At 71.2% G+C, this 26721-nt stretch carries 18 protein-coding genes; 16 read left to right on the top strand and 2 right to left on the bottom strand.

Annotated features, from left to right (window positions below; all coding sequences use genetic code 11):
• Positions 1–58 precede the first annotated feature (58 nt).
• Complete coding sequence (gene clpX / locus IE311_RS01365; RefSeq protein ID WP_015033605.1) at positions 59–1342, top strand: ATP-dependent Clp protease ATP-binding subunit ClpX; 1284 nt, start codon at positions 59–61, stop codon at positions 1340–1342.
• Between the two features lie 145 nt (positions 1343–1487).
• Here clpX and IE311_RS01360 read toward each other — a convergent pair whose 3' ends face one another.
• Entirely contained in the window at positions 1488–2459 is a 972-nt protein-coding gene (locus IE311_RS01360; protein WP_189829622.1) for a hypothetical protein, read from the bottom strand.
• Between the two features lie 138 nt (positions 2460–2597).
• Between IE311_RS01360 and IE311_RS01355 the strand changes: the two genes are divergently transcribed.
• Positions 2598–5219, top strand: coding sequence for a valine--tRNA ligase (locus IE311_RS01355; protein ID WP_189829621.1), 2622 nt, complete (start codon positions 2598–2600; stop codon positions 5217–5219).
• A gap of 173 nt (positions 5220–5392) precedes the next feature.
• Positions 5393–6535: a sensor histidine kinase gene (locus IE311_RS01350; RefSeq protein ID WP_229901658.1), complete on the top strand. Its 1143-nt coding sequence runs from the start codon at positions 5393–5395 to the stop codon at positions 6533–6535.
• 30 nt (positions 6536–6565) lie between these two features.
• On the opposite strand, the gene IE311_RS01345 is transcribed toward IE311_RS01350, so the two are convergent.
• Positions 6566–7588: a rod shape-determining protein gene (locus IE311_RS01345; protein WP_189829619.1), complete on the bottom strand. Its 1023-nt coding sequence runs from the start codon at positions 7586–7588 to the stop codon at positions 6566–6568.
• Positions 7589–7700: 112 nt separating this feature from the next.
• Here IE311_RS01345 and folC point away from each other — a divergent pair, with 112 nt between their 5' ends.
• The 13 genes from folC (at position 7701) to IE311_RS01280 (ending at position 26676) form a co-directional block, all read left to right on the top strand.
• Positions 7701–9209 (top strand): bifunctional tetrahydrofolate synthase/dihydrofolate synthase, encoded by a 1509-nt coding sequence (folC, locus tag IE311_RS01340; RefSeq protein ID WP_189829618.1) that lies wholly within the window; start codon positions 7701–7703, stop codon positions 9207–9209.
• Positions 9210–9214: 5 nt separating this feature from the next.
• Positions 9215–9580, top strand: a complete 366-nt coding sequence (locus IE311_RS01335) for a DUF4233 domain-containing protein (protein WP_189829617.1) — start codon at positions 9215–9217, stop codon at positions 9578–9580.
• A 65-nt stretch (positions 9581–9645) separates the two neighbouring features.
• Entirely contained in the window at positions 9646–10059 is a 414-nt protein-coding gene (ndk, locus tag IE311_RS01330) for a nucleoside-diphosphate kinase (RefSeq protein ID WP_109185942.1), read from the top strand.
• 291 nt (positions 10060–10350) lie between these two features.
• The gene (locus tag IE311_RS01325; RefSeq protein WP_030317599.1) at positions 10351–11370 is read left to right on the top strand and encodes a rod shape-determining protein; all 1020 of its coding nucleotides are present in this window, start codon (positions 10351–10353) and stop codon (positions 11368–11370) included.
• A gap of 94 nt (positions 11371–11464) precedes the next feature.
• Entirely contained in the window at positions 11465–12472 is a 1008-nt protein-coding gene (mreC, locus tag IE311_RS01320; RefSeq protein ID WP_189829616.1) for a rod shape-determining protein MreC, read from the top strand.
• Positions 12469–13137, top strand: a complete 669-nt coding sequence (gene mreD, locus IE311_RS01315) for a rod shape-determining protein MreD (RefSeq protein WP_189829615.1) — start codon at positions 12469–12471, stop codon at positions 13135–13137. The genes mreC and mreD overlap by 4 nt, the downstream gene beginning before the upstream one ends.
• A 19-nt stretch (positions 13138–13156) precedes the next feature.
• Positions 13157–15385, top strand: coding sequence for a penicillin-binding protein 2 (gene mrdA, locus IE311_RS01310; RefSeq protein WP_189829614.1), 2229 nt, complete (start codon positions 13157–13159; stop codon positions 15383–15385).
• Between the two features lie 4 nt (positions 15386–15389).
• Positions 15390–16589 carry a rod shape-determining protein RodA gene (rodA, locus tag IE311_RS01305; RefSeq protein WP_189829613.1) on the top strand — a complete coding sequence of 400 codons (1200 nt, stop codon included), beginning with the start codon at positions 15390–15392 and terminating at the stop codon, positions 16587–16589.
• 50 nt (positions 16590–16639) lie between these two features.
• Positions 16640–18175 (top strand): CYTH and CHAD domain-containing protein, encoded by a 1536-nt coding sequence (locus tag IE311_RS01300; RefSeq protein ID WP_189829612.1) that lies wholly within the window; start codon positions 16640–16642, stop codon positions 18173–18175.
• 34 nt (positions 18176–18209) lie between these two features.
• Positions 18210–20138 (top strand): TIGR03960 family B12-binding radical SAM protein, encoded by a 1929-nt coding sequence (locus IE311_RS01295; RefSeq protein WP_189829611.1) that lies wholly within the window; start codon positions 18210–18212, stop codon positions 20136–20138.
• A gap of 76 nt (positions 20139–20214) precedes the next feature.
• Complete coding sequence (locus tag IE311_RS01290; protein ID WP_189829610.1) at positions 20215–21660, top strand: hypothetical protein; 1446 nt, start codon at positions 20215–20217, stop codon at positions 21658–21660.
• 122 nt (positions 21661–21782) lie between these two features.
• On the top strand, positions 21783–22574 hold the full coding sequence (locus IE311_RS01285) for a TIGR03936 family radical SAM-associated protein (RefSeq protein WP_189829920.1): 792 nt from the start codon (positions 21783–21785) through the stop codon (positions 22572–22574).
• Positions 22575–22809: 235 nt separating this feature from the next.
• On the top strand, positions 22810–26676 hold the full coding sequence (locus IE311_RS01280; protein ID WP_189829609.1) for an Rne/Rng family ribonuclease: 3867 nt from the start codon (positions 22810–22812) through the stop codon (positions 26674–26676).
• The last annotated feature ends 45 nt before the right edge of the window (positions 26677–26721 follow it).

Here is a 26721-nt window from a genome sequence, read left to right as displayed (position 1 = left end):
AATATGAGGCACCAGGAGTCGCTGAACCAGGCGCTCCCAGGCGAAGGGGAAGCACCTCGTGGCACGCATCGGTGATGGCGGCGACCTGCTCAAGTGCTCGTTCTGCGGAAAGAGCCAGAAGCAGGTGAAGAAGCTCATCGCGGGACCCGGTGTGTACATCTGCGACGAGTGCATCGACCTCTGCAACGAGATCATCGAAGAGGAACTCGCGGAGACGAGCGAGGTGCGCTGGGAGGAACTCCCCAAGCCCCGCGAGATCTACGAGTTCCTCGAGGGGTACGTCGTCGGGCAGGAGCCCGCGAAGAAGGCCCTCTCGGTCGCGGTGTACAACCATTACAAGCGCGTCCAGGCCGGCGAGAACGGCGGCGCGCAGGGCCGGGACGACGCCATCGAGCTGGCGAAGTCCAACATTCTGCTCCTCGGCCCCACGGGCTCCGGGAAGACGCTGCTCGCGCAGACCCTGGCCCGGATGCTCAACGTCCCGTTCGCCATCGCCGACGCGACGGCGCTGACGGAGGCCGGCTATGTCGGCGAGGACGTCGAGAACATCCTGCTCAAGCTGATCCAGGCGGCCGACTACGACGTCAAGAAGGCCGAGACCGGGATCATCTACATCGACGAGATCGACAAGGTCGCCCGTAAGAGCGAAAACCCGTCGATCACCCGCGATGTCTCCGGCGAGGGCGTGCAGCAGGCCCTGCTGAAGATCCTGGAGGGCACCACCGCCTCCGTACCGCCGCAGGGCGGACGGAAGCACCCGCACCAGGAGTTCATCCAGATCGACACGACGAACGTGCTCTTCATCGTGGGCGGCGCCTTCGCCGGCCTCGAGAAGATCATCGAGTCGCGGGCGGGCGCCAAGGGCATCGGCTTCGGGGCGACCATCCGCTCCAAGCGCGAGATCGAGGCGAGCGACCAGTTCCAGGAGGTCATGCCGGAGGACCTGGTGAAGTTCGGGATGATCCCCGAGTTCATCGGCCGTCTCCCCGTCCTCACCTCCGTGCACAACCTGGACCGGGAGGCACTCCTCCAGATCCTGGTCGAGCCGCGGAACGCCCTGGTGAAGCAGTACCAGCGCCTCTTCGAACTCGACGGTGTGGAGCTGGACTTCGACCGTCCGGCCCTGGAGGCCATCGCCGACCAGGCGATCCTCCGCGGCACCGGCGCGCGTGGCCTGCGGGCCATCATGGAGGAGGTCCTCCAGTCGGTGATGTACGAGGTCCCGTCCCGCAAGGACGTGGCCCGGGTCGTCATCACGGCGGACGTCGTCCGCAACAACGTCAACCCGACGCTGGTCCCGCGGATCGTGAAGAACGACGGCAGGCACGAGAAGTCGGCCTGACGCCAACACGCAGAGGCGCCCGGGTGGTTCACCGACCACCCGGGCGCCTTCGTGTTTTCGGCCGAGGCGGCCTCGTGACTCCTCACGGCGATGCCCGGCCGGTTCGCCGAACCGGCCGGGCATCACGTGTTCGCCCGTGGAGGGATCAGACCTTGGAGCGCGAGGTGTCGTACAGCTTCGCCGCGAGGGTGGCGACCTCGTCCTGGCTCGCGGACTGGCCCGCGCCCATGAGCTGCTCCATGTTGATCAGGTTCACCGCGCCGATCGTGCTGTAGTCGGCCCAGACGCAGATCGGGATCTCGAACGACTTGACCGGCATGCCGGTGCCCGAGTCCTTCGGCGTGAGCTTGGCGTTCTGGCACTTCATCAGCGCGCCCTCGAAGCCGCCGGGCGTCACCTCGGTCGGGCTGCCCACCAGCTCGGCCTTCATCTCCTTGTCCTCTTCGCTGCCTTCCTTCATCTTCAGGAAGTAGCCGTCGATCGCCTTCTCGGGGTCGGAGACCTCGCCCCACAGCCCGTTCAGGGTCAGCACCTTGCCCTTGAGGGGCTCGGTGCTCGCACTGCTCTTGTACGAGGCGGACGCCTCCGCCGGGTTCTTGATGCCGAGGTACTGCTCGGCTTCCTTCTTGTCCTTCTCGTCCATGGAGTCGGACGACCCGCTCTTGGAGTCCTTCTTGTACTCGCCCACGGAAGCCGCCGGGGTGATCTTGTACCCCTTCGTGTCGTCGGCCACGGCACCGTTGCCGCCACCGCCGCCGATCACGAAGTACGCGCCCACGCCGATCGCCGCGACCACCGCGACCGCGCCGATGATCCAGCCCGCCTTCGACTTCTTCGGGGCCGGGGGGTGGGGGACGTAGCCGCCGGGGCCCTGGGGGGCGCCGTACGGGGGCTGCTGGCCGTACGGGCCGGGCTGCTGCGGGTAGCCGTACGGCGGCTGCTGCGGCGGAACGCCCTGCGGGGCCTGCTGGGGGTATCCGTAACCAGGCTGGGGGGCCTGCGGCTGGCCGTAGGGGCCCGGCTGCTGCGGCTGCTGGCCGTACGGGCCCGGCTGGCCGTACGGGCCGGGCTGCTGGGGCGGCTGCTGGCCGTACGGGCCCGGCTGGTTGTAGCTCATCGACAGGTTCCCCTCACAGGATGTTTATGCCTACCGAACATCCTGGCGGAACCGCGCGCCCGCCCATGCGGCGGGGGCCACACCGTTACCGAACAATCGCGTTTCAGGACCACGCCGTGACACCCCTAAACTGGCCCCGTGACCGAGAACACTCAGCAGCAGACAGCGCCCACCACCGAACTGCCGACGACGTACGCGCCGGCCGAGGTAGAGGGGCCGCTGTACGAGCGCTGGGTAGAGCGCGGCTACTTCGAGGCGGACGCGAAGAGCGAGAAGCCCGCGTACACCATCGTCATCCCGCCGCCGAACGTCACCGGCTCCCTCCACCTGGGCCACGCCTTCGAGCACACGCTGATCGACGCCCTCACCCGCCGCAAGCGCATGCAGGGCTTCGAGACGTTGTGGCAGCCCGGCATGGACCACGCGGGTATCGCCACCCAGAACGTCGTCGAGCGTGAGCTCGCCAAGGAGGGCAAGTCCCGCCACGACCTGGGCCGCGAGGCCTTCGTCGAGCGTGTCTGGGAGTGGAAGGCCGAGTCCGGCGGTCAGATCGCCGGCCAGATGCGGCGCCTCGGCGAGGGCCTGGCGTGGAGCCGGGACCGCTTCACCATGGACGAGGGTCTCTCCCGTGCCGTCCAGACCGTCTTCAAGAAGATGTTCGACGACGGCCTGATCTACCGCGCCGAGCGCATCATCAACTGGTGCCCGCGGTGTCTCACGGCCATCTCCGACATCGAGGTCGACTACCAGGACGACGACGGCGAGCTCGTCTCCATGAAGTACGGCGAGGGTGACGACACCATCGTCGTCGCCACCACCCGCGCGGAGACGATGCTCGGTGACACCGCCGTTGCCGTCCACCCCGACGACGAGCGCTACGCCCACCTGATCGGCAAGCGGATCAAGCTGCCGCTGACCGACCGGACCATCCCGGTCGTCGCCGACACGCACGTCGACCCGGAGTTCGGCACCGGCGCCGTCAAGGTGACCCCGGCGCACGACCCGAACGACTTCGCGATCGGCCAGCGCCACGACCTCGAGTCCATCGAGGTCCTGGACGAGCGCGGTGTGATCACCGTCCACGGCCCCTTCCAGGGCCTGGACCGCTTCGAGGCGCGTTCCGCGATCGTCGCCGCCCTGCGGGCCGAGGGCCGGATCGTCGCCGAGAAGCGCCCGTACGTCCACTCCGTCGGCCACTGCTCGCGCTGCAAGACGACGCTGGAACCGCGTCTGTCCCTGCAGTGGTGGGTCAAGGTCGAGACCCTCGCGAAGGCCGCGGGTGACGCGGTCCGCGACGGGCGGGTCGACATCCACCCGGCCGACATGTCGCAGCGGTACTTCGACTGGGTCGACAACCTCAACGACTGGTGCATCTCGCGCCAGCTGTGGTGGGGCCACCGCATCCCCGTCTGGCACGGTCCCGACGGCGAGCTGGTCTGCGTCGGCCCCGACGACGAGGCGCCCACGGGTGAGGGCTGGACGCAGGACACCGACGTCCTCGACACGTGGTTCTCGTCCGGCCTGTGGCCTTTCTCCACGCTCGGCTGGCCCGAGAAGACCCCGGACCTGGCGAAGTTCTATCCGAACTCCGTCCTGGTCACCGGCTACGACCTGATGTTCTTCTGGGTCGCCCGGATGATGATGTTCGGTCTGTACGCGATGGACGGTCAGCCGCCGTTCCGCACGATCGCGTTCCACGGGATGGTCCGCGACGAGTTCGGCAAGAAGATGTCGAAGTCGTTCGGGAACACGGTCAACCCGCTGGACTGGATGGACAAGTACGGCTCCGACGCCCTGCGCTTCACCCTGGCCAAGGGCGCCAACCCGGGCGTCGACGTCCCGATCGGCGAGGACTGGGTCCAGGCGTCCCGGAACTTCGCCAACAAGATCTGGAACGCGACCCGCTTCGCGATGATGAACGGCGCCACGATCGAGGGCCCGCTGCCGGACGCCTCCGCGATGTCGGCGACCGACCGCTGGATCCTGTCCCGGCTCAACGAGACGGTCGCGCAGGTCGACGCGTACTACGAGGACTTCCAGTTCGCGAAGCTCGCCGACACGCTCTACCACTTCGCGTGGGACGAGGTCTTCGCCTGGTACGTCGAGCTGTCGAAGACGACGTTCTTCGCGGGCGGCGAGGGCGCCAAGGTCTCCGGCCGGGTCCTCGGCGAGGTCCTGGACGTCATGCTGCGGCTGCTCCACCCGATCGTCCCGTTCGTCACGGACACCCTGTGGACCACCCTCACCGGCGGTGAGTCCCTGGTGATCGCCGACTGGCCGAAGGACTCGGGGTTCCGCGACAAGGCCGCCGAGCAGGAGATCGAGCTCGTCCAGCGGGTCGTCACCGAGGTCCGCCGCTTCCGCAAGGAGCAGGGCCTCCAGGACGCCCAGAAGGTGCCGGCCCGCCTCACCGTCGACGGCACCCCGCTCGTCGCGCACGAGGCCGCCATCCGCCAGATCCTGCGCCTCCAGCCGGAGGGCGAGGGCTTCGCCGCCACCGCATCCCTGCCGGTCGCCGGCGCCACGGTCGCGCTCGACCTGTCGGGCACGATCGACGTGGCCGCGGAGCGCAAGCGTCTCGCGAAGGACCTCGCGGCCGCGGAGAAGGAGAAGGCCCAGGCGAACGGGAAGCTCGGCAACGAGGCGTTCCTGGCCAAGGCCCCGGACAACGTGGTCGACAAGATCCGTGGCCGCCTCGCCAAGGCGGACGAGGACATCGCCCGGATCGAGGCCCAGCTGGCGAGCCTGCCGCAGGCCTAGTACGGCACGACGGAGGGGCCCGGAACCGCGACACGGTTCCGGGCCCCTCCGCGTACTCCCGGTCATCGAGCGGCCGCAGCGGGGTGGCGAAGCGGGACGAAGTGCCTGAACTCACATCAGACGGGACTTCAGGTCCTCGGCGTCGGGACGAAAGACCTTGGATGATGGAAGGCATGCTCCGCCTCCCCACCGTCCCCGCGCTGCGCCGTTGCGCGGACCGGTGGGCGGTCTCGCCCCGCGCCCTCGACGTCGTCGCCGCGCTCAGCGCCTTCGGCCTCATGTGCCTGGACGTACCGGGGCTCGCCCGCGCCGACAACTCCCTGACGGGACTCACCGCGACCCTGGTCCTCGCGGCCGGGGCCGCCACGCTCGTGCTCCGCCGCCGGCTGCCCTGGGTGCCGTATCTGGTGGCGCTCGTCCTGATGGGCTGGCTGCACGAACTGACCATGATCCAGTTCGCGCTGTACTCGATCGGCAGGTACCGGGGGCGGCGGGCCGCCGTCGCCGCGACCCTGCTGTACGTCGGAGTCGCCTACGCCCTCTTCCAGACACCCGGCTGGCCCGCCCGGCACGGCGACACCCTGAGCGACTTCCTGAGTCTCGTCGTCCCGATCGGCGTTCTCGCGGCGGGCGTCGGCATCGCCGCGTACCGGCAGGACCTCGTCCGCGCCCTGGAGGTCCAGCGGCGCGAGGCCGTCGCCCGGCAGGCCGTCCAGGAGGAGCGGATCTCCGTCGGCCGTGACGTCCACGACCTGGTCGGCCGCGAACTCACCGTCCTCGCGGTGCGGGCCGAGGTCCTCGCCGTACGGGCCAGGGGGGAGTCCCACCAGAAGGACTTCGAGGAACTGGCGGACACCGCCCGGCGCGCCCACCTCATGCTCAACGAGACGATCGTCCGCCGCGCCGACCGGGAGGCGGCCACCCCCGGCCTGGAGGGGCTCGCCGCGCTCGCCGTGGAGAGCGAGCGGATGGGCAGCCCGGTGGAACTGACGGTGGCGGCGGAGGCCAAGGCGCTCTCGCCGCTGCGGCAGGCGGCCGTGCACCGGGTCGTCCAGGAGTGCCTGACGAACGCCGCCAAGCACGCGCCGGGACTGCCGGCGACGGTCGCGATCACGGTGGACGGCCCCGATCTGCGGATCGAGGTGCGCAACCCGCTGCCGAAGACCCCGCCGGACCCGGCCCCCGTCTCGACCGGGACCGGCCTGTTCTCGATGGAGGAGCGGGTCACCAGCATGGGCGGCACGCTGAAGGCCCGACGCGAAGGCGGCGGCTACGCGGTGACGGCGCTGCTGCCCACGGGCCTCGCCACCCGCTGACACGCGCAGGAGCCGGCCCCTTCGACGGGTTCAGCGGACCGTCTCCGCCTTCCCCATCACCCGCTGCAGCGCGTCGAAGTCCTCCACGCAGCGCCCCGACCCGAGCGCCACACAGTCCAGCGGCCGGTCCGCGACGAAGACCGGGATACCGGTCGCCGAGGCCATCCGCAGGTCGAGGCCCGGCAGCAGCGCCCCGCCGCCGGTCAGCACGATGCCGTGCTCCATGACGTCGCCGGACAGCTCCGGCGGACACTCCTCCAGGGTTCCCCGGACCGCCGAGATGATCGCCTCCACCGGCTCGTCGAGCGCCGTCCGCATCTCCGGCACCGTCAGTTCCACCGTCCGGGGCAGCCCGCCGACCCTCTCCCGCCCCCGCACGGTGAAGGTCCGCCCCTCCCGCTCCTCCTCGCCCGGCACCGGCCAGGCCGTGCCGATGGCGATCTTGACGTCCTCCGCGGTCCGCTCGCCGATGAGCAGCGAGTGGGTCTTGCGGACGTACTCGGTGACGGCCGTGTCGAGACGGTCGCCGCCCACCCGCAGCGACCGGGCCGTGACGATGCCGCCGAGGGAGATGACGGCCACCTCGGTCGTACCGCCGCCGATGTCGACGACCATCGAGCCGCGCGGGTCGGAGACCGGGAGCCCGGCGCCGATCGCCGCCGCCATCGGCTCCTCGATCAGATGGACCGCCCGCGCGCCCGCGGAGAGCGAGGCGTGCACGATCGCCCGGCGTTCGACCTGGGTGACCCCGCTCGGCACGCACACCACCATCCGGGTGCGGGGCCGGCGGCGGCCCGGCACGGCCTTGCGCACGAAGTGCCGGATCATCTCCTCGGCCGCCTCGTAGTCGCTGATCACCCCGTCCCGCAGGGGCCGGATCGCGGTGATCGAACCCGGCGTGCGCCCGATGGTCTCCTTCGCCTCCGTACCGACCGCGAGCGCCTGCCGCGAGCCCTCCTGGACCGCCACCACGGACGGTTCGTCGAGCACGATGCCCTGGCCGCGCACGTAGAGGAGTGTGTTGGCCGTGCCGAGGTCGATCCCTATGTCCATGATCGCCAAGTTTGCCCGGCCGACGGCGCGGACGGTGGACCGAAAGTCCCCAAAGGGGCGGGTCCATGGTCCTGTCGGTCGTCGTGTCCGCACCCGTCCGTAGACTGACCCCGTGAGTGAGCCCCGCGACCCGTCCGACACGCCCGACGACTTCGACGGCATCGTCGAATCCGAAACCAACCGTGACCCCGACCTGGCGGTGATCGAGGCCGGCAGCCGCACCCTGCGGACGCAGGGCGCCGCGCCCCAGGGCGACCCCGTGCCCGCCCGCCCGGAGGACCCGGAGCTCGACAAGGCGCTCCGCGAGGTCGAGACCGAGCTGTCCACCCGCTGGGGCGAGACCAAGCTGGAGCCCTCGGTCACCCGGATCGCGGCCCTGATGGACGTCCTGGGCGATCCGCAGCGCGCGTACCCCTCGATCCACATCACCGGCACCAACGGCAAGACGTCGACGGCCCGGATGATCGAGGCCCTGCTCGGCGCCTTCGAGCTGCGCACCGGGCGGTACACCTCGCCGCACGTGCAGTCGATCACCGAGCGGATCAGCCTGGACGGCGCCCCGATCTCCGCCGAGCGGTTCATCGAGACGTACCAGGACATCAAGCCGTACGTGGAGCTGGTCGACGCCCGCGAGGAGTACCGGCTCTCCTTCTTCGAGGTCCTCACCGGAATGGCGTACGCGGCCTTCGCCGACGCCCCGGTCGACGTGGCCGTCGTCGAGGTGGGCATGGGCGGCACCTGGGACGCGACGAACGTCATCGACGGCTCCGTCGCCGTCGTCACCCCGATCGACCTGGACCACACCGACCGGCTCGGCGGGACGACCGCCGAGATCGCCGGCGAGAAGTCCGGGATCATCAAGCAGGGCGCGACCGTGATCCTGGCCCAGCAGCCGGTGGACGCGGCGCAGGTCCTGCTGAAGAAGGCCGTCGAGGCGGACGCCACCGTCGCCCGCGAGGGCATGGAGTTCGGCATCGTCTCCCGCGAGGTCGCGGTCGGCGGCCAGCTCCTCACCCTGCGCGGTCTGGGCGGCGAGTACGACAACATCTTCCTGCCGCTGCACGGCCCCTACCAGGCGCACAACGCCGCGGTGGCGCTCGCCGCCGTCGAGGCCTTCTTCGGGATCGGCGCGGAGCACGCCCGGACCCTGGACGTCGACACCGTCCGGCAGGCCTTCGCCCGGGTGGCCTCTCCCGGCCGACTGGAGATCGTCCGCTCCTCCCCGACGGTGATCCTGGACGCCGCGCACAACCCGCACGGCGCGCGGGCGACGGCGGAGGGCATCAGCGAGGCCTTCGGCTTCTCCCGGCTGGTCGGCGTGGTCTCCACGAGCGGCGACAAGGACGCCAAGGGCCTCCTGGAGGCCTTCGAGCCGATCTTCGCCGAGGTCGTGGTCACGGCGAACTCCAACCCGCGGGCCACCGACGTGGACGCGCTCGCCGCGGTCGCGGTCGAGGTCTTCGGCGAGGACCGGGTCGTGGTCGAGCCGCGGCTGCCCGACGCCATCGAGGCGGCCATCACCCTCGCGGAGGAAGAGGCCGAATACGGCGGCGCGGGCGTCCTGGTGACCGGTTCGATCTTCACGGTCGGCGATGCCCGGCTGCTGTTCCGGAGGGGCTGAATCAGATGCGTACGCTCTGTTCCTCGACGCTGATCGGCGAGTTCTTCGTCATCGGTTTCGCCGGGCTCGTCGCCATGAAGGACGACAGCCTCGCGATGTCCACCGTCTGGTGGGTCTGCGGTGTCGCGATGGTCTTCTCGGTGCTGCTCTGCGGGATGGTCACCCGTCCCGGAGGTGTGCAGCTCGGCTGGGCCCTGCAGATCGTCCTGATCCTCAGCGGTTTCTTCGTCCCGACGATGTTCTTCCTCGGGGCGGTCTTCGCCGGTCTGTGGTGGGCCTCCGTTCACTATGGGCGACGGATCGACGACATCAAGGCACGGTGGGCCGAGGCGCAGACCGCGGGGGCTTCGGCAGGGCCTGACGCTGCGTAATCGACGGGCGTCCGGGGCCTGTAGCCTCGGAGGCCCGCACACCGCTTTTCCGAAGGAGTTCCCCCGTGAGCCAGCGCACGCTCGTCCTGCTCAAGCCCGACGCCGTCCGCCGTGGCCTGGTCGGCGAGATCATCGGCCGTATCGAGCGCAAGGCCGGCTGGACCCTGGCGGCCCTGGAGCTCCGCGAGCTCGACCAGGAGACCCTGGAGCAGCACTACGGCGAGCACAAGGGCAAGCCCTTCTACGAGCCGCTGATGGGCTTCATGTCCTCCGGTCCCGTCGTCGCGCTCGTCGTCGAGGGTGAGCGGGTCATCGAGGGCGTCCGCCAGCTGGCCGGTCCGACCGACCCGATCGCCGCCGCGCCGGGCTCGATCCGCGGCGATTTCGGCACCATCGTCCGGGAGAACCTGATCCACGCCTCCGACTCGGAGGAGTCCGCCCTCCGCGAGCTGAAGATCTTCTTCCCGGGTCTTGCCTGACCTTTGCTGACTCCGAGTCAGCCGAACGCAGCACCCTGTGGGGCGACCGAAGGAATTCGGTCGCCCCCAGGCATATGAACGCCGATCCCGGGAACGGATCGCCGCGTCCTACCGTCACCTGTACAGAGGTGGACCACCGCGCGGTATCCGGGCGGGCGGCACTACGATGGAAAACTCCACGCCGCACCACCTTCAGCCACTCACTTCAGCCACCGTTTCGCCTACCTGAGAAGCCGTCAACGGTCGCTGGGGAAGGCCCGAAGCATCCTCATGGGAAACAAGGGGAACTCAATGTCGTTCATCGGCCGTGACATGGCTATCGACCTCGGGACTGCCAACACGCTGGTGTACGTCAGGGGGCGTGGCATCGTCCTCAACGAGCCGTCCGTCGTCGCGATCAACACCAACACCGGCGGCATCCTCGCGGTCGGCGCCGAGGCGAAGAAGATGATCGGCCGGACCCCCGGCAACATCGTCGCCGTCCGGCCCCTGAAGGACGGCGTGATCGCCGACTTCGAGATCACGGAGCGGATGCTCCGCTACTTCATCCTCAAGATCCACAAGCGCCGCTACCTGGCCCGCCCCCGGGTCGTCGTCTGCGTGCCCTCCGGCATCACCGGGGTGGAGCGCCGTGCCGTGATCGAGGCCTCGACGCAGGCCGGCGCCCGCCAGGTGCACATCATCGAGGAGCCCATGGCGGCGGCCATCGGCTCGGGCCTCCCCGTCCACGAGGCCACCGGCAACATGGTCGTGGACATCGGCGGCGGCACCACCGAGGTCGCCGTCATCTCCCTCGGCGGAATCGTCACGGCACAGTCCATCAGGGTCGCCGGCGACGAGCTGGACAACGCGATCATCCAGCACATCAAGAAGGAGTACTCGCTCCTCCTCGGTGAGCGCACCGCCGAGCAGATCAAGATCACCATCGGCTCCGCGTACGACCTCGACAAGGACGAGCACACCGAGATCCGCGGCCGTGACCTCGTCTCCGGCCTCCCGAAGACCGTGGTCATCTCGGCCGCCGAGGTCCGCAAGGCCATCGAGGAGCCGGTCAACGCGATCGTCGACGCCGTGAAGACGACCCTCGACAAGTGCCCGCCGGAGCTCTCCGGTGACGTCATGGACCGCGGCATCGTTCTCACGGGTGGCGGTGCCCTGCTGCGCGGCCTCGACGAGCGGCTCCGCCGCGAGACCGGGATGCCGATCCACATCGCCGAGGACCCGCTGGACTCGGTGGCGCTCGGCTCCGGCAAGTGCGTCGAGGAATTCGAGGCCCTGCAGCAGGTCCTGGACGCCCAGCCGCGCCGCTAGCACCACCCGTACGGCCCCACGAGGGGACGACCGGACACCGTTTCACCCGCACAGCCGAACAACCGAACCCCGAGGAAAGGCACGGCCGCCGCACGTGAGGGACACACGAGAGAGCCGGCTGCTCCTGGTGCTGCTGATCGCCATCGCGTTCGCACTGATCACGGTGGACATCCGAGGCGGCCAGGAGTCACCCGTCGACGGTGCCCGACAGGCCGCGTCGGCGGTCTTCGGGCCGGTCGAGAACGGTGTGGCGGCCGCAGTCGATCCCATCGGCAACGCCATAGGCGCGGTCCGGGACTCCGGCGAGCGGCACACCCGGATCGCCGCTCTGGAGCAGGAGAACGCCCAGCTCAAGGCCGAGCTCGGCAGCGACGACCGCAACCGCAACCGGCTGCGGGAACTCGACTCCATGCTGAAGACCGCCGGAGCCGGTCAGTACGGCATCAAGGGCGCCCAGGTCATCGCCATAGGAGCGGCCCAGGGCTTCTCCTGGACCGTCACCATCGACGTGGGCGCCCGCGACGGCATCACCCGGGACATGACCGTCCTCAACGGCTCCGGGCTCGTCGGCCGGGTCACCACCGTCGGCCCGTCGACCGCCACGGTCCTCCTCGCCAACGACCCCGACTTCACCGTCGGCACGCGCATGGAGAAGTCCGACGAACTCGGCTTCGCCACCGGCCAGGGCGACCGGCCGCTGCTCGTCCAGCTCCTCAACGGCAAGGCCAAGGTGAAGCCCGGCGACCGGCTCGTCACCTTCGGGTCGAGCGCCGACAAGCCCTTCGTGCCCGGCGTCCCGGTCGGCGAGGTCGTCCGCGTCGACCCCGCGGGCGGCGGCCTGACCCGCAACATCTACGTCCGCCCGTACGTCGGCTTCACCAAGCTGGACATCGTCGGCGTCGTCGTCCAGGCCCCCCGCTCCGACCCGCGCGACGCGGTCCTGCCGCAGAAGCCCAAGCCCGCGCCGACCGTCACCGTCACGGTGACACCGCCGCCACCGGACGGACAGCGGGCCGCCGACGGACAGCAGCCGAACACGGCACAGCAGGGCCAGAACCAGCAGAACCAGCAGGGCCGGGACCAGGGGGACGCGACACCGTGAAGTTCAACCGCATCCTCCTCTCCGCCACCCTGATCGTGGTGGCCCTGGTCGTCCAGGTCTCCGTCCTCGCCCGGCTCCAGCTCCCCGGCGCCGTCCCCGACCTGGTCCTCCTCACCGTCGTCGGCCTCGCCCTCGTCTACGGACCCGTCAGCGGCTCCCTCATCGGCTTCACCGCCGGGCTCCTCGCCGACCTGGCGCCGCCCGCCGACCACGCGGCCGGCCGCTACGCCCTGGTGCTCTGCGTCATCGGCTACCTGGTCGGCCTGGCCCGCCCGGAGAACGGCCGGCTGACCTCCGCGACCGGCCCCATGGCCGTCGTCGTCGCGGCCGCCGTCGGCTCCACCCTGCTGTACGCGGGGGTGGGCGCCCTCGTCGGCGACACCGCCGCCCGCCATGTCGGCCTGGGGTCCCTGCTGTTCACCGCGGCCGTGTACGACCTGCTCCTCGCACCCTTCACGGTGCCGCTCATCATGGCCCTGGCCAGACGCGCGGAGAACGATCCGCTCGCCGACGCCGGCGGGGGCAACGGCGCCGACGTCGCCTCCGGCTGGCTCTCCTCCGGCACCGGCCTGAGGATCGGGAACCAGCGCGGCGGCCTGCGGGTCAAGACCGCCCGGAGCCGCGCCTCACGGGCCGGACGCATCAAGGGAGTCAAGCGACTGTGACCGAGGGGGCACCGGCAGTATGAGCAACATCCCCGAGACAGGGCGGACCCCCCGGGTCCAGATCCGGCTCGTCGTCATCCAGATCCTCGTCTTCTCGCTGCTGCTGACCCTGGGGGGCCGGCTCTGGTACCTCCAGATCCGCAACGGCAAGGAGTACACGGACGAGGCGAAGAACAACCACGTCCAGCAGGTCGTGCAGCCCGCCGTGCGCGGCTCCCTGCTCGACGCCCGCGGCGTCCCGCTCGCCGACAACGAGACCCGTCTCGTCGTCTCCGCGTCCCGCACCGATCTGATGAAGATGAAGGACCGCGGCAAGACCGTCCTGACCCGGCTGGCCGGCGTCCTCGACATGAAGCCCGACGAGGTCATCAACAAGATCAGGCTCTGCGACTCCAAGACGCCGAAGCCCTGCTGGAACGGTTCGCCCTACCAGCCGATCCCGGTCACCGACGAGGCCACCACCCAGCAGGCCCTCCAGATCCGCGAGCGCGCCGAGGACTTCCCCGGCATCACCGCCGAACCCACCGCCGTACGCCGCTACCCGGCCCCCGGCAAGTCCCGCACCTCGCAGGTCCTCGGCTACCTCTCGCCCGTCACCGACGCGGAGATCGAGAAGGCCAAGGACACCGACTCGCCGTTCCTCCGCTCCGACCAGATCGGCCGCTCCGGCCTGGAGCGCACGTACGACAAGGAACTGCGCGGCAAGGCCGGCGTCACCCGCTACGAGGTCGACAACCTCGGCCGCGTCATCGGCCAGGCCAAGAACGACCCCGCGATCCCCGGCTCCAACGTCGTCACCTCCATCGACGCCCGCGTGCAGGCGGTCGCCGAGTGGGAGCTGCACAACGCGATGGTCGAGGCCCGCAAGGTGCACGACAAGAACACCAGCGAGAACTACAAGGCCGACTCCGGCGCCGTCGTCGTCATGGAGAACAAGACCGGCCGGATCGTCGCCATGGCCTCCCAGCCCGACTACGACCCCAACGCCTGGGTCGGCGGCATCTCCGCCAAGGACTACGCGGCCCTCACCGGCAAGGACTCCAACTTCCCGCTCCTCAACCGGGCCATCCAGGGCCAGGCCGCCCCCGGCTCGATCTTCAAGGTCATCCCGACCACCGCCGCCGTCAACGCCGGATACGACTTCAACGGGCGCTACCCCTGCCCCTCCTCGTACTCCATCGGCAACCAGGTCTTCAAGAACTTCGAGTCCCAGGGCCACGGCTCCATCACCCTCGGCCAGGCCCTCGAGGTCTCCTGCGACACCGTCTACTACGCCCTCTCCCACCAGCAGTGGCAGAAGGACGGCGGGATGAAGCCGAAGAAGAACGCCAACGACTGGTTCTACAAGACGGCCCACCAGTTCGGCCTCGGCGCCGAGACCGGCATCGACCTTCCCAACGAGGTCACCGGCCGCGTCCCCGACCGGAAGTGGAAGCAGGACTTCTGGGCGGACAACAAGGACTACTGGTGCCGCATCGGCAAGAAGGGCGGCACGTACGTCCAGCAGCTCTCCTACGAGAACTGCCTCGAAGGCAACCTGATGCGCGCCGGTGACTCGGTCAACTACTCCATCGGGCAGGGCGACACCCTCGTCACCCCCATCCAGATGGCCACCATCTACGCCGCCATCGCCAACGGCGGCACCCTCTGGAACCCCACCGTCGGCAAGGCGATCGTCAGTCCCGACGGCAAGAAGGTCACCGAGATCAAGCCCACGTCGCACGGCAAGCTCCCGATGGACACCAAGACGCAGGCCTTGATAGAGGAAGCCCTCGCGGGAGTCGCCACCCGCGGTACCGCCGCCTGGCGATTCGGCGGCTGGCCGCAGGACAAGATCCCGATGCACGCCAAGACGGGTACCGCCGAGGTCTACGGCAAGCAGACGACGTCCTGGTTCGCCACGTACACCAAGGACTACGCGATCGTCATGACGATCGCCCAGGGTGGTACGGGCTCCGGCGCCTCCGGCCCCGCCGTGCGCAACATCTACGACGCGCTCTACGGACTCGACGACGCCGGCAACCAGGACCTCAAGCGGGCCCTGCTGCCGCAGCCGCAGAAGAGCCTCCCGAAGATCGAGACCGACGGCTCCATCGACGCCCCGAAGATCAAGCCGTACGACCCCGAGATCGGGAAGATCGACCCGAACGCGCCCCCGAAGGCCCCGGACGACACCCCCCAGGCCGACCCCGACAAGCCGGACCAGCAGGAACTCGCGGGTCCGCCGGCCGCATGGCGGAGGGACTGAACCGATGACCGCACCCCACGGCTTCTCCGTCTCCCGGTACGCCCCCGAGCGCGGCACGCTCGCCAAACTGGCCGCCCGCGACTCGGTGGTGCGCCGGCTCGACTGGCCGATACTGCTCTCCGCGCTCGCGCTCTCCTTCATCGGGGCACTGCTCGTCTGGTCCGCCACCCGCGGCCGCACCGAGCTCAACAACGGCGACCCGTACTACTTCCTCTTCCGGCACGTGCTCAACACCGGCATCGGCGTCGCCCTGATGATCGGCACGATCTGGCTCGGCCACCGCACCCTGCGCGGCGCGGTCCCGGTCCTCTACGGCCTCTCGATCGTGCTGATCCTCGCCGTCCTCACCCCGCTCGGCGCCACCATCAACGGCGCCCACGCGTGGATCGTCGTCGGCGGCGGCTTCTCCCTCCAGCCCAGCGAGTTCGTGAAGATCACGATCATCCTGGTCATGGCGATGCTGCTCGCCGCCAAGGTCGACGCCGGAGACCAGATCCACCCCGACCACCGCACCGTCGCCAAGGCCCTCACCCTGGCCGCGCTCCCCATGGGCATCGTCATGCTGATGCCCGACCTCGGCTCGGTCATGGTCATGGCCGTCATCGTGCTGGGCGTGCTGCTCGCCTCCGGCGCCTCCAACCGCTGGGTCCTCGGACTGATCGGCGCCGGCATCGGCGGCGCGGTCCTCGTCACCGCGCTCGGCATGCTCGACGAGTACCAGATCAACCGCTTCGCGGCCTTCGCCAACCCCGACCTCGACCCGGCCGGCGTCGGCTACAACACCAACCAGGCCCGCATCGCGATCGGCTCCGGCGGCCTCCTCGGCGCGGGACTCTTCAAGGGCTCCCAGACCACCGGCCAGTTCGTGCCCGAACAGCAGACGGACTTCGTCTTCACGGTGGCGGGGGAGGAACTGGGCTTCGTCGGCGCCGGCCTCATCCTGGTGCTCCTCGGCGTCGTCCTCTGGCGCGCCTGCCGGATCGCCCGCGAGACCACCGAGCTCTACGGCACGGTCGTCGCGGCCGGGATCATCGCCTGGTTCGCCTTCCAGTCCTTCGAGAACATCGGCATGACCCTCGGCATCATGCCGGTCGCGGGCCTGCCCCTGCCGTTCGTGTCGTACGGCGGCTCGTCGATGTTCGCGGTGTGGGTGGCGATCGGACTGCTCCAGTCGATCAGGGTGCAGCGACCGATGACGGCCTGAGCCCCTCGCGCCCCCTGCCACCCCGCCCGCTTCCCGTCTAGATTCGATTCATGGCGGAGACGAAGCGAGAGATCGAGCGGAAGTACGAAGCCACCTCCCGGACCGGCCTCCCGGACCTCACCCGGGCGGCCGGGGTGGCCTCGGTCACCGACGAGGGCGTCACCGAACTCGACGCCGTCTACTACGACACGCCGGACCTCCGGCTCGCCGCCCACTCGCTCACCCTGCGCCGCCGCACCGGCGGCGCAGACGCCGGCTGGCACCTGAAGTTCCCCGTCGCCCCCGGCGTCCGCGACGAGATCAGAGCCCCGCTCTCGGACACGCTCCCGCGTTCCCTGGCGGGGCTCCTGCGTTCCCGGGTCCGGGACGGCGAGGTCGTCCCCGTCGTCCGCCTCCGCTCGGCGCGGGACGTCCGCCACCTCCGGGCCGACGACGGCACCCTCCTCGCCGAACTCTCCGTGGACACCGTCCGCGCCGAACGCCTCACGGGAGAGGGGACGACGGCCTGGACCGAGATCGAGGTCGAACTCGCCGACGACGCCGACCCGGCGATCCTCGACGCCGTCGAGAAGCGCCTCGGGAAAGCCGGCATCACACCCTCCGCGTCCGCGTCCAAACTGGCCAGGGCCCTCGCCGAGACCGGCGCCGAGCCCGAACGGCCCCCGGCCGCCCCCGGGAGACCCGGCACCGCCGGAGCCGCCGTCCTGGCCTACGTACGCGAACAGATCGACGCCGTCGTCATCTACGACCCCGCCGTACGCCGCGACCTGCCCGACGCCGTGCACCAGCTGCGCGTCGCCTGCCGCCGACTGCGCAGCGCCTTCAAGACCTACGGACACGTCCTCGACCGGGAGATCACCGACCCCCTGGGGGAGGAACTGAAGTGGCTCGCCGGAGAACTCGGCGTCGCCCGCGACCAGGAAGTCCTCGACGCACGGCTGCGCGCCCGCGTCGACGGCCTGCCCCGCACCCTCGTCCTCGGCCCGGTCGGGGCCAGGCTGCGCCGACGGGACGCCGCGCTCGCCAGGAGCGCCCGGCGCCGGGTGCTCGCAGCCCTCGACTCCGACCGCCACCTCGCCCTCCTCGGAAGGCTCGACGCGCTCCTCGCCCACCCGCCCCTCCACGAGGACGCCGGGCGCAAGGCCCACAAGGTCCTCGCCCGCGCCGTCCGCGCGGACCACGACCGCCTCGCCGTCCGGGTCGAGCACGCCCTCTCCCTCGACCCCGGCCATCGGCGCGACCTCGCCCTCCACGAGGCCCGCAAGGCCGCCAAGCGCGCCCGCTACGCGGCCGAGGCCGCCCGCCCCACCCTCGGAAAGCCCGCCGAGAGGCTCGCGAAACGGGTGAAGGCCGTCCAGTCCCTGCTCGGCGAACACCAGGACGCCGTCGTCGCCCGCGGGGCCCTGCGGGAGCTCGCCGTCGAGGCCCACGGAGCCGGCGAATCGGCCTTCACCTGGGGACTTCTCTTCGGACGCGAGGAGTCCGCCGCCGAGGCGACGGAGCGCGAACTCCCCGGGGTCTGGGCCCGCGCCGCGGCCCCGGAACTCACGGCGGCTCTGACCCGCCGAGCACCGGGGTACGCTTGAGAGTCGCCCCCCTGCCAGCTCACGAAGGTTCGAGATGTCTGCTGCCGAGTCTGTCTTCCCGCAGCTCGAAGCTCTGCTCCCGCACGTGCAGAAGCCGATTCAGTACGTCGGTGGAGAGCTGAACTCCACGGTCAAGCCGTGGGAGTCCGCCGACGTCCGCTGGGCGCTGATGTACCCGGACGCGTACGAGGTCGGTCTGCCCAACCAGGGCGTCATGATCCTGTACGAGGTGCTCAACGAGCGCGAGGGCGTCCTCGCCGAGCGCACCTACAGCGTCTGGCCGGACCTCGAAGAGCTGATGCGGGAGCACAAGGTCCCGCAGTTCACGGTCGACAGTCACCGGCCCGTCGGCGCGTTCGACGTCTTCGGCCTGAGCTTCTCCACGGAGCTCGGCTACACGAACATGCTCACCGCCCTCGACCTGGCCGGCATCCCGCTGGAGTCGAAGGACCGGACCGTCGACCACCCGATCGTCCTCGCGGGCGGCCACGCGGCCTTCAACCCCGAGCCGATCGCGGACTTCATCGACGCGGCGATCATCGGCGACGGCGAGCAGGCCGTCCTCGACATGACCGAGATCATCCGCGCCTGGAAGGCCGAGGGCCGGCCGGGCGGCCGCGAGGAGGTCCTCTTCCGCCTCGCGAAGACCGGCTCGGTGTACATCCCGGCGTTCTACGACGTCGAGTACCTGCCGGACGGCCGCATCGGCCGTGTCGTGCCCAACAAGTCCGGTGTGCCGTGGCGCGTCTCCAAGCACACCGTCATGGACCTCGACGAGTGGCCCTACCCCAAGCAGCCCCTCGTGCCGCTCGCGGAGACCGTCCACGAGCGCATGTCCGTCGAGATCTTCCGCGGCTGCACCCGCGGCTGCCGCTTCTGCCAGGCCGGCATGATCACGCGCCCCGTGCGGGAGCGAAGCATCACCGGCATCGGCGAGATGGTCGAGAAGGGTCTCAAGGCGACGGGCTTCGAGGAGGTCGGCCTCCTCTCGCTCTCCTCCGCGGACCACACCGAGATCGGTGACATCGCCAAGGGCCTGGCGGACCGCTACACGGAGGACAAGGTGGGTCTCTCCCTGCCGTCCACCCGTGTCGACGCGTTCAACGTGGACCTGGCCAACGAGCTGACCAGGAACGGGCGCCGCTCCGGCCTCACCTTCGCCCCCGAGGGCGGGTCCGAGCGCATGCGCAAGGTCATCAACAAGATGGTCTCGGAGGAGGACCTCATCCGGACCGTCTCCACCGCGTACGGCAACGGCTGGCGCCAGGTGAAGCTGTACTTCATGTGCGGCCTGCCGACGGAGACCGACGAGGACGTCCTCCAGATCGCCGACATGGCGATGAACGTGATCGCCGAGGGCCGCAAGGTCTCCGGCCAGAACGACATCCGCTGCACCGTCTCCATCGGCGGTTTCGTCCCCAAGCCGCACACCCCCTTCCAGTGGGCTCCGCAGCTGTCGGCCGAGGAGACGGACGAGCGGCTGCGCAAGCTCCGCGACAAGATCCGCGGCGACAAGAAGTACGGCCGCTCGATCGGTTTCCGGTACCACGACGGCAAGCCCGGCATCGTCGAGGGCCTGCTCTCCCGCGGTGACCGCCGCATCGGCGCGGTCATCCGCGCGGTGTACGAGGACGGCGGCCGCTTCGACGGCTGGCGCGAGTACTTCTCGTACGACCGCTGGATGGCCTGCGCGGAGAAGACGCTGCCGGACATGGGCGTCGACGTCGCCTGGTACACGACCCGCGAGCGCACCTACGAGGAGGTCCTGCCCTGGGACCACCTGGACTCCGGTCTCGACAAGGACTGGCTGTGGGAGGACTGGCAGGACTCGCTCGACGAGACCGAGGTCGAGGACTGCCGCTGGACGCCGTGCTTCGACTGCGGTGTCTGCCCGCAGATGGACACCCAGATCCAGATCGGCCCCACCGGCAAGAAGCTGCTGCCGCTGTCGGTCGTGAAGTAGGGCTGTTCGGGTAACACTCCGGCGACGGCCCGGTGCGAGGGGAAACCCTCCACCGGGCCGTCGCGTCATTTCCGGCATGAGCATGGAGAACCCGCCGCCGCCCGCGTTGATCCGCGTCCCGATCCGGATCGTCGTGCTGGTCGTCGTCCTCCCGATCCGGATGACATGGGACGCCCTTGCGGCCGCGGCCCACCTCCTCGACCGCACGGTCCTCCGCCCGACGGGCCGGGGCATCGCGTGGGCGCTGACGGGCGTGGGCCGGGGGATCGCCCTGGTCCTCACCGGGGTGGGGCGGGGCATCGCGTGGGTGTTCCGGCACACGGTGACCCGCCCGGCACGATGGCTGTACGGGGCGGTGCTCGCGCCGGTGGGGCGGGGCATCGGCTGGGTCCTCACCGGGGTGGGGCACGGCCTCGGGTGGCTGCTCACCCGGGTGGGGCACGGCCTCGGGTGGTTCTTCACCGGTGTCGGGCGAGGGCTGGCGTGGTTCTTCGCGCGGGTGGGCCAGGGGCTGGCGTGGTTCTTCGTGCGGGTCGGGCGGGGACTGGCCTGGTTCTTCGCCGGGCTGTGGCGGGGGATCGCCTTCGGGTCCGGCCGGCTGTGGCGGGGGCTTTCGGTCGCCGGTCCCCGGCTCGGCAGGGCTGTGTTCGTGTGGCCGTGGGTGGGGCTCTGGCGGTACGTGATCGTGCCCGTCTGCCGCTACGGGATCGCCGTACCCGCCGTATGGCTGTACCGGCGGGTCCTCGCCCCGCTCGGCACGGGATGCGCGTTCCTGCTGGAGAAGGCGGTGTTCGTACCGGTCGCCGCGCTCTTCACGTACGTCCTCGTCCCACTGCTCCGGTACGGCGTCGTCGTGCCGGTCCTCTGGTTCGACCGGTATGTGCTCACCCCGGTGGGCCAGGGACTCGGGTGGTTCTTCCCGCGACTGGGCCGCGGCCTCGCCGTCGGCACGGCCTGGCTGGCCCGGGCGGTGTTCGTGTGGCCCTGGGTGGGGCTCTGGCGCTTCGTGCTCGTGCCGGTCGTCCGGTACGGGATCGTCGGCCCCCTCGCCTGGCTCTGGAAGCGGGTCCTGGTACCCGTCGCGCGGGAGGTGCGGGACGCGCTCGCCGTCTGCTGGCGGGTCGCCGGGTATGTGTCGCTCGCCGTCGGCCGTGCGCTCGGGTGGACGTTCCGGACCCTGGTCGGACGGCCCGCGACCTGGCTCTGGCGGAGTGTCTGCACACCCGTCGGGCACTGGGTCCGCGACAGCGTCTGGGCCCCCGCCCGCCGGGCCGCCGTCCAGGCGGGCCGGGCGGCCAAGGAGGCCCTCTCCTCGGCCCGTGCCTCCGTCCGGGAGGCTCTCGCCTCGGCCCGCGTCACCGTGCGGGAGGCCCGCCGGGACGCCTGGCGTGCCCTGGTCGGCGGAGCCCGGTCGCCCGAGCCCGGGGAACCGGAGGTGGCCCGGGCGCGTACTCTGGGTAGTACAACGAACGTCCCCGGCGCGGCGCCCGCCCCCGAGATCTCCCTGCGAAAGCGGGGGTGAACCGGGCGGGACCCCCGAGGCAACCCGTACATCTCGTGGACGGCGCCACCCGCGCCGCCCCGCACCGAGGAGAAGAACCACTGGGCAAGCGACAGCCCGAAGGCCCGCCGCCCGCACCGGCGGTGCAGCGCATCCGACTGCGCTACACCAAGCGCGGCCGCCTCCGGTTCACCAGCCACCGTGACTTCCAGCGCGCTTTCGAGCGTGCGCTGCGCCGTGCCGAGGTGCCCATGGCGTACTCGGCCGGCTTCACCCCGCACCCCAAGGTGTCGTACGCCAACGCCGCCCCGACGGGTACGGGCTCCGAGGCCGAGTACCTGGAGATCGCCCTCACCGCGACGCGCGACCCGGAGACCCTGCGGGCCCTGCTCGACGAGTCCCTGCCGGCCGGTCTCGACATCACCGACGCCGTCGAGGCCCGGACCTCGGGTCTCGCCGACCGGCTCACCGCCTCCGTGTGGGAGCTGCGCCTCGAGGGCGTCACCGTCGAGGACGCCGCGAAGGCGGCCGAGACGTTTCTCGCGGCCGAGGCGGTGGAAGTACAGCGCAAGACCAAGAACGGCGTCCGCACCTTCGACGCGCGTTCCGCGGTCACCGAGCTGACGGCAACCGCTCCCCAGGGTGATCCCCAGGGTGATAGGCCGCTGGACAGCGCCTGTGCGATACTGCGGCTGGTTGTTCGGCACGTGACACCTGCCGTGCGACCCGACGACGTCCTGTCCGGTCTCCGAGCTGTGGCCGACCTGGCGCCGCCGGTCCCCGCTGCGGTGACCAGGCTGGCGCAGGGGCTCTTCGACGAGGAGTCCGGCACGGTGACCGACCCGCTCGCGCCCGACCGCGAGGCAGTCACGGCCGCTTCTACCACGGCCGCCGCGACCGCCTCTGCGACGGCGCCGGGTGAAGGCATCGCGTAGGGAGCGGTCGTTGTAGCGCAGCCCTGGTACTCGGGAGCCACCTGGGTCGGGCCGCGCACAGACCAGGAGACTTTCGCCAGGCCGTCCGCAACAAGGGCGTACGGAACCGGCGAGCCAGACATAGAGCTCCCGTGCGGCGCCCGCGCCCCGGACGGCGGCACCGCGCCACAGGCGCGACCGTGCCGCCGGACCGGAACCAGACGCGGCGCCCGGGAGCGTGACGGGAGAACCCCGCATGCTCGAGTCCAACGAAGACACCAATGCCCCCGGTGACAAGCTGCCGCCGCGCCGCAGGCGCCGCGCCGCTTCCCGCCCCGCCGGTCCGCCGGTGACGGGCGCGACCGCCGACGGCACCGAGACCACGGCGGCCGCCGAGGCCCCCGCCGTGGAGGCCGCCCCGGCCGAGGCCGAGGCGACACCCGCGCCGCGGACCCGCCGTCGCGCCACCCGCAAGGCCACCGCGCCGGTCGTGGAGACCGCCGCCGCGGAGACCCCGGAGCCGGTCGTGGAGACCGTCGCCCCCGCGGCCGAGGCCGTCGAGGAGGCCCCCGAGGCCGCCCCGGCCCGCCCGCGTCGCCGTGCCACCCGCAAGGCCACCTCGCCGGTGACCTCCCCGGTCGTCGCCGAGGAGCCCGCCGAGGTGCCCGTCGTGGCCGCCGAGGCCGTCGAAGCCGTCGTGGAGGAGGCCCCCGAGGCCGCCCCGCCGGCCCGCACCCGCCGCCGTGCCACCCGTAAGGCGACCGCTCCGGCCGCCACCCCCGAGGCCGCCGAGCCCGTGGCCGCCGCCGAGCCGGTGGCCGCCGCTCCTGCCGTCGAGCCGGTCGTGGAGACCGCCGTCGAGGAGGCCGCTCCGCCGGCCCGCACCCGCCGCCGTGCCACCCGTCAGGCCACCTCGCCCGAGGTGAGCACCGGGGCCCCCGCCGCCGAGGCCGTCACCGGCGAGTCGCTGCCGACGGCCGCCGTCGAGCAGATCGCCGCCGACGAGGCGGAGGTCGCCGCCGCCGAGGCCGCCGCCACCCGTGGCCGCGGCCGCCGCCGCGCGACCTCGCCGCAGTTCACCTCCGAGCCGGCCCCGGTCCGTGAGTCGCGCCGCGCCGCGCGCCCCTCCGTCGCCGTCTTCCAGGCCCCGGTCTTCACCGAGCCCATGTTCCAGACCCCGGAGACGGCCGCCGCGGCCGCCGCCGCCGTCGTGGTGGAGCCGGAGGACGAGGAGGAGACGGTCGAGGAGATCGAGGCCGTCGAGACCGAGACCGAGGTCGAGGAGACCCCCGAGCCCGCCGAGCGCGCAGAGGCCGGCTCCCGCCGTCGCCGTCGCCGCCGTGGCGAGCCCGTCGCCGTCGAGCCCGTCCCGGCCACCGTCGCCGACGAGCCCGAGGTCGAGGGCGCCGCGGACGAGATCGAGGAGTCCGAGGAGGCCGAGGAGACGGACGAGTACGAGGACCGCCCGTCCCGTCGCCGCCGTCGTGGCGGCCGTCGCCGTCGTCGCGGTGAGCTCACCGAGGTCGAGGAGGCCGAGGAGGGCGAGGAGCCGCGGTCCGACGAGTCCGACGAGTCCGACGACTCCGAGGAGAGCGAGGAGGACCAGGACGAGGCCGAGGGCTTCGCCGGAGGCTCCAGCAGCTCCCGCCGTCGCCGTCGCCGTCGCAGCGGGGACGCCTCCGCCGACGCCGAGGGCACCGACGAGGAAGGCGTCCGTACGGTCGTCAAGGTCCGCGAGCCCCGCCCGGCCCGTGAGAAGGCCGAGCCCGGCACCGGCGCCGACGAGGTCCAGTCCATCAAGGGCTCGACCCGCCTGGAAGCCAAGAAGCAGCGCCGTCGCGAGGGCCGCGAGCAGGGCCGCCGCCGCGTCCCGATCATCACCGAGGCCGAGTTCCTGGCCCGCCGTGAGGCCGTCGAGCGCGTCATGGTCGTCCGCCAGAGCGGCGAGCGCACCCAGATCGGCGTCCTGGAAGACAACGTGCTCGTCGAGCACTACGTCAACAAGGAGCAGGCCACCTCGTACGTCGGCAACGTCTACCTGGGCAAGGTCCAGAACGTCCTGCCGTCCATGGAGGCCGCCTTCGTCGACATCGGCAAGGGCCGCAACGCCGTCCTGTACGCCGGTGAGGTCAACTTCGAGGCGCTCGGCATGGGCCACGGCCCGCGCCGCATCGAGTCCGCGCTCAAGTCCGGCCAGTCGGTCCTCGTCCAGGTGACGAAGGACCCGATCGGCCACAAGGGTGCCCGTCTGACCAGCCAGGTCTCGCTGCCCGGCCGCTACCTCGTGTACGTGCCCGAGGGCTCGATGACCGGCATCAGCCGCAAGCTCCCGGACACCGAGCGCGCCCGCCTCAAGACCATCCTCAAGAAGATCGTCCCCGAGGACGCGGGCGTCATCGTGCGCACCGCCGCCGAGGGCGCCAGCGAGGACGAGCTGCGCCGTGACGTCGAGCGACTGCAGGCGCAGTGGGAGGACATCCAGAAGAAGGCGAAGAGCGGCAACGCCCCGACCCTGCTCTACGGTGAGCCGGACATGACCGTCCGGGTCGTCCGCGACATCTTCAACGAGGACTTCTCCAAGGTCATCGTCAGCGGTGACGACGCGTGGGAGACCATCCACGGGTACGTGCACCACGTCGCCCCGGACCTGACCGACCGCCTGTCCAGGTGGACGAGCGAGGTCGACGTCTTCGCGACGTACCGGATCGACGAGCAGCTCATGAAGGCGCTGGACCGCAAGGTCTGGCTGCCGAGCGGCGGCTCGCTGGTGATCGACAAGACCGAGGCGATGATCGTCGTCGACGTCAACACCGGCAAGTTCACCGGGCAGGGCGGCAACCTCGAAGAGACCGTGACGAGGAACAACCTCGAAGCGGCCGAGGAGATCGTGCGCCAGCTGCGGCTGCGCGACCTCGGCGGCATCGTCGTCATCGACTTCATCGACATGGTCCTGGAGTCCAACCGCGACCTGGTGCTCCGTCGCCTCCTGGAGTGCCTGGGCCGGGACCGGACCAAGCACCAGGTGGCCGAGGTCACCTCGCTGGGCCTGGTCCAGATGACCCGCAAGCGGGTCGGCCAGGGCCTCCTGGAGTCCTTCTCCGAGACCTGCGTCCACTGCAACGGCCGCGGTGTCATCGTCCACATGGAGCAGCCGACCACCGCCGGTGGCGGTGGCGGCGGCAAGCGCTCGAAGAAGCGCGGCCGCGGCGGCGCCGAGCACGTCCACGAGCACGAGCACGAGCACGCCGAGGTCGCGGCGACCGAGGCCGAGTCCGGCGAGGTCGAGACCGAGACCGAGGCCGAGGTCGCGGCCGAGCTGGCCGCCCCGGTGGCGCTGCCCGAGCCGATCGCCGCGGACGAGGAGCTGTACGGCTCCGCCGCCGAGGCGGAGGCCGCCGCCACGCGCGGTCGTGGCCGCCGTCGCGCCACCCGCAGGGTGTCCGCTCCGGTCGCCGCGCGACCGGTCGTGGAGACCGAGGCCGTGGTGTTCGAGACGAAGCCGGAGCCCGTGGCGGCGCCCGAGCCGGTCGTCGAGCCGGAGCCCGTCGTGGAGGCGGTCGTCGAGACCGTCGCCGAGCCGGTGGTCGAGGAGACCGCCGCCCCGGCCCCGCGCGGCCGTCGTCGTGCCACCCGCCGGGCGACCTCCCCGGTCGTCTCGACCACGGAGCCGGCCGTCGAGCCGACCGTCGTCGAGCCGGTCGCGGCCGAGCCGGTCGTCGAGGCGGCCCCGGAGCCGGAGCCCGTCGTGGAGCCGGTCGCCGAGCCCGTCGCCGAGGAGGCCCCCGTGGCCGCCCCGCCGCGTGCCCGTCGCCGGGTGGTCCGCAAGGCCACCGCGCCCGCCGGTTCGCCCTCGGGCGCCGAGGAGGCGGCCGTCCTCGTGGTGGCCACCGCTCCGGCCGAGGCCACCGAGGCCCCCGTCGAGGCGTCCGCCGAGGCCGAGGCCGAGCCCGCCCCCGTCAAGAAGACGGCGGCGCGCAAGACCGCGGCGAAGAAGACCACGGCCAAGAAGGTCGCCACCAAGAAGACGGCGGCGACCAAGAAGACCGCGGCGAAGAAGACCACCACCAAGAAGGCCCCGGCCAAGAAGGCGGCGGAGAAGACCGCCGCTCCGGCCCAGGACTGACCGGTGGGTACGGGCCGCCGCTCCGCACCGTCGGGGCGGCGGCCC

Source organism: Streptomyces zaomyceticus (assembly GCF_014656215.1).
GTDB lineage: Bacteria > Actinomycetota > Actinomycetes > Streptomycetales > Streptomycetaceae > Streptomyces > Streptomyces zaomyceticus.
The sequence above is the reverse complement of the archived record's forward strand: the minus strand, read 5'-3'. Positions and strand labels throughout refer to the sequence as shown.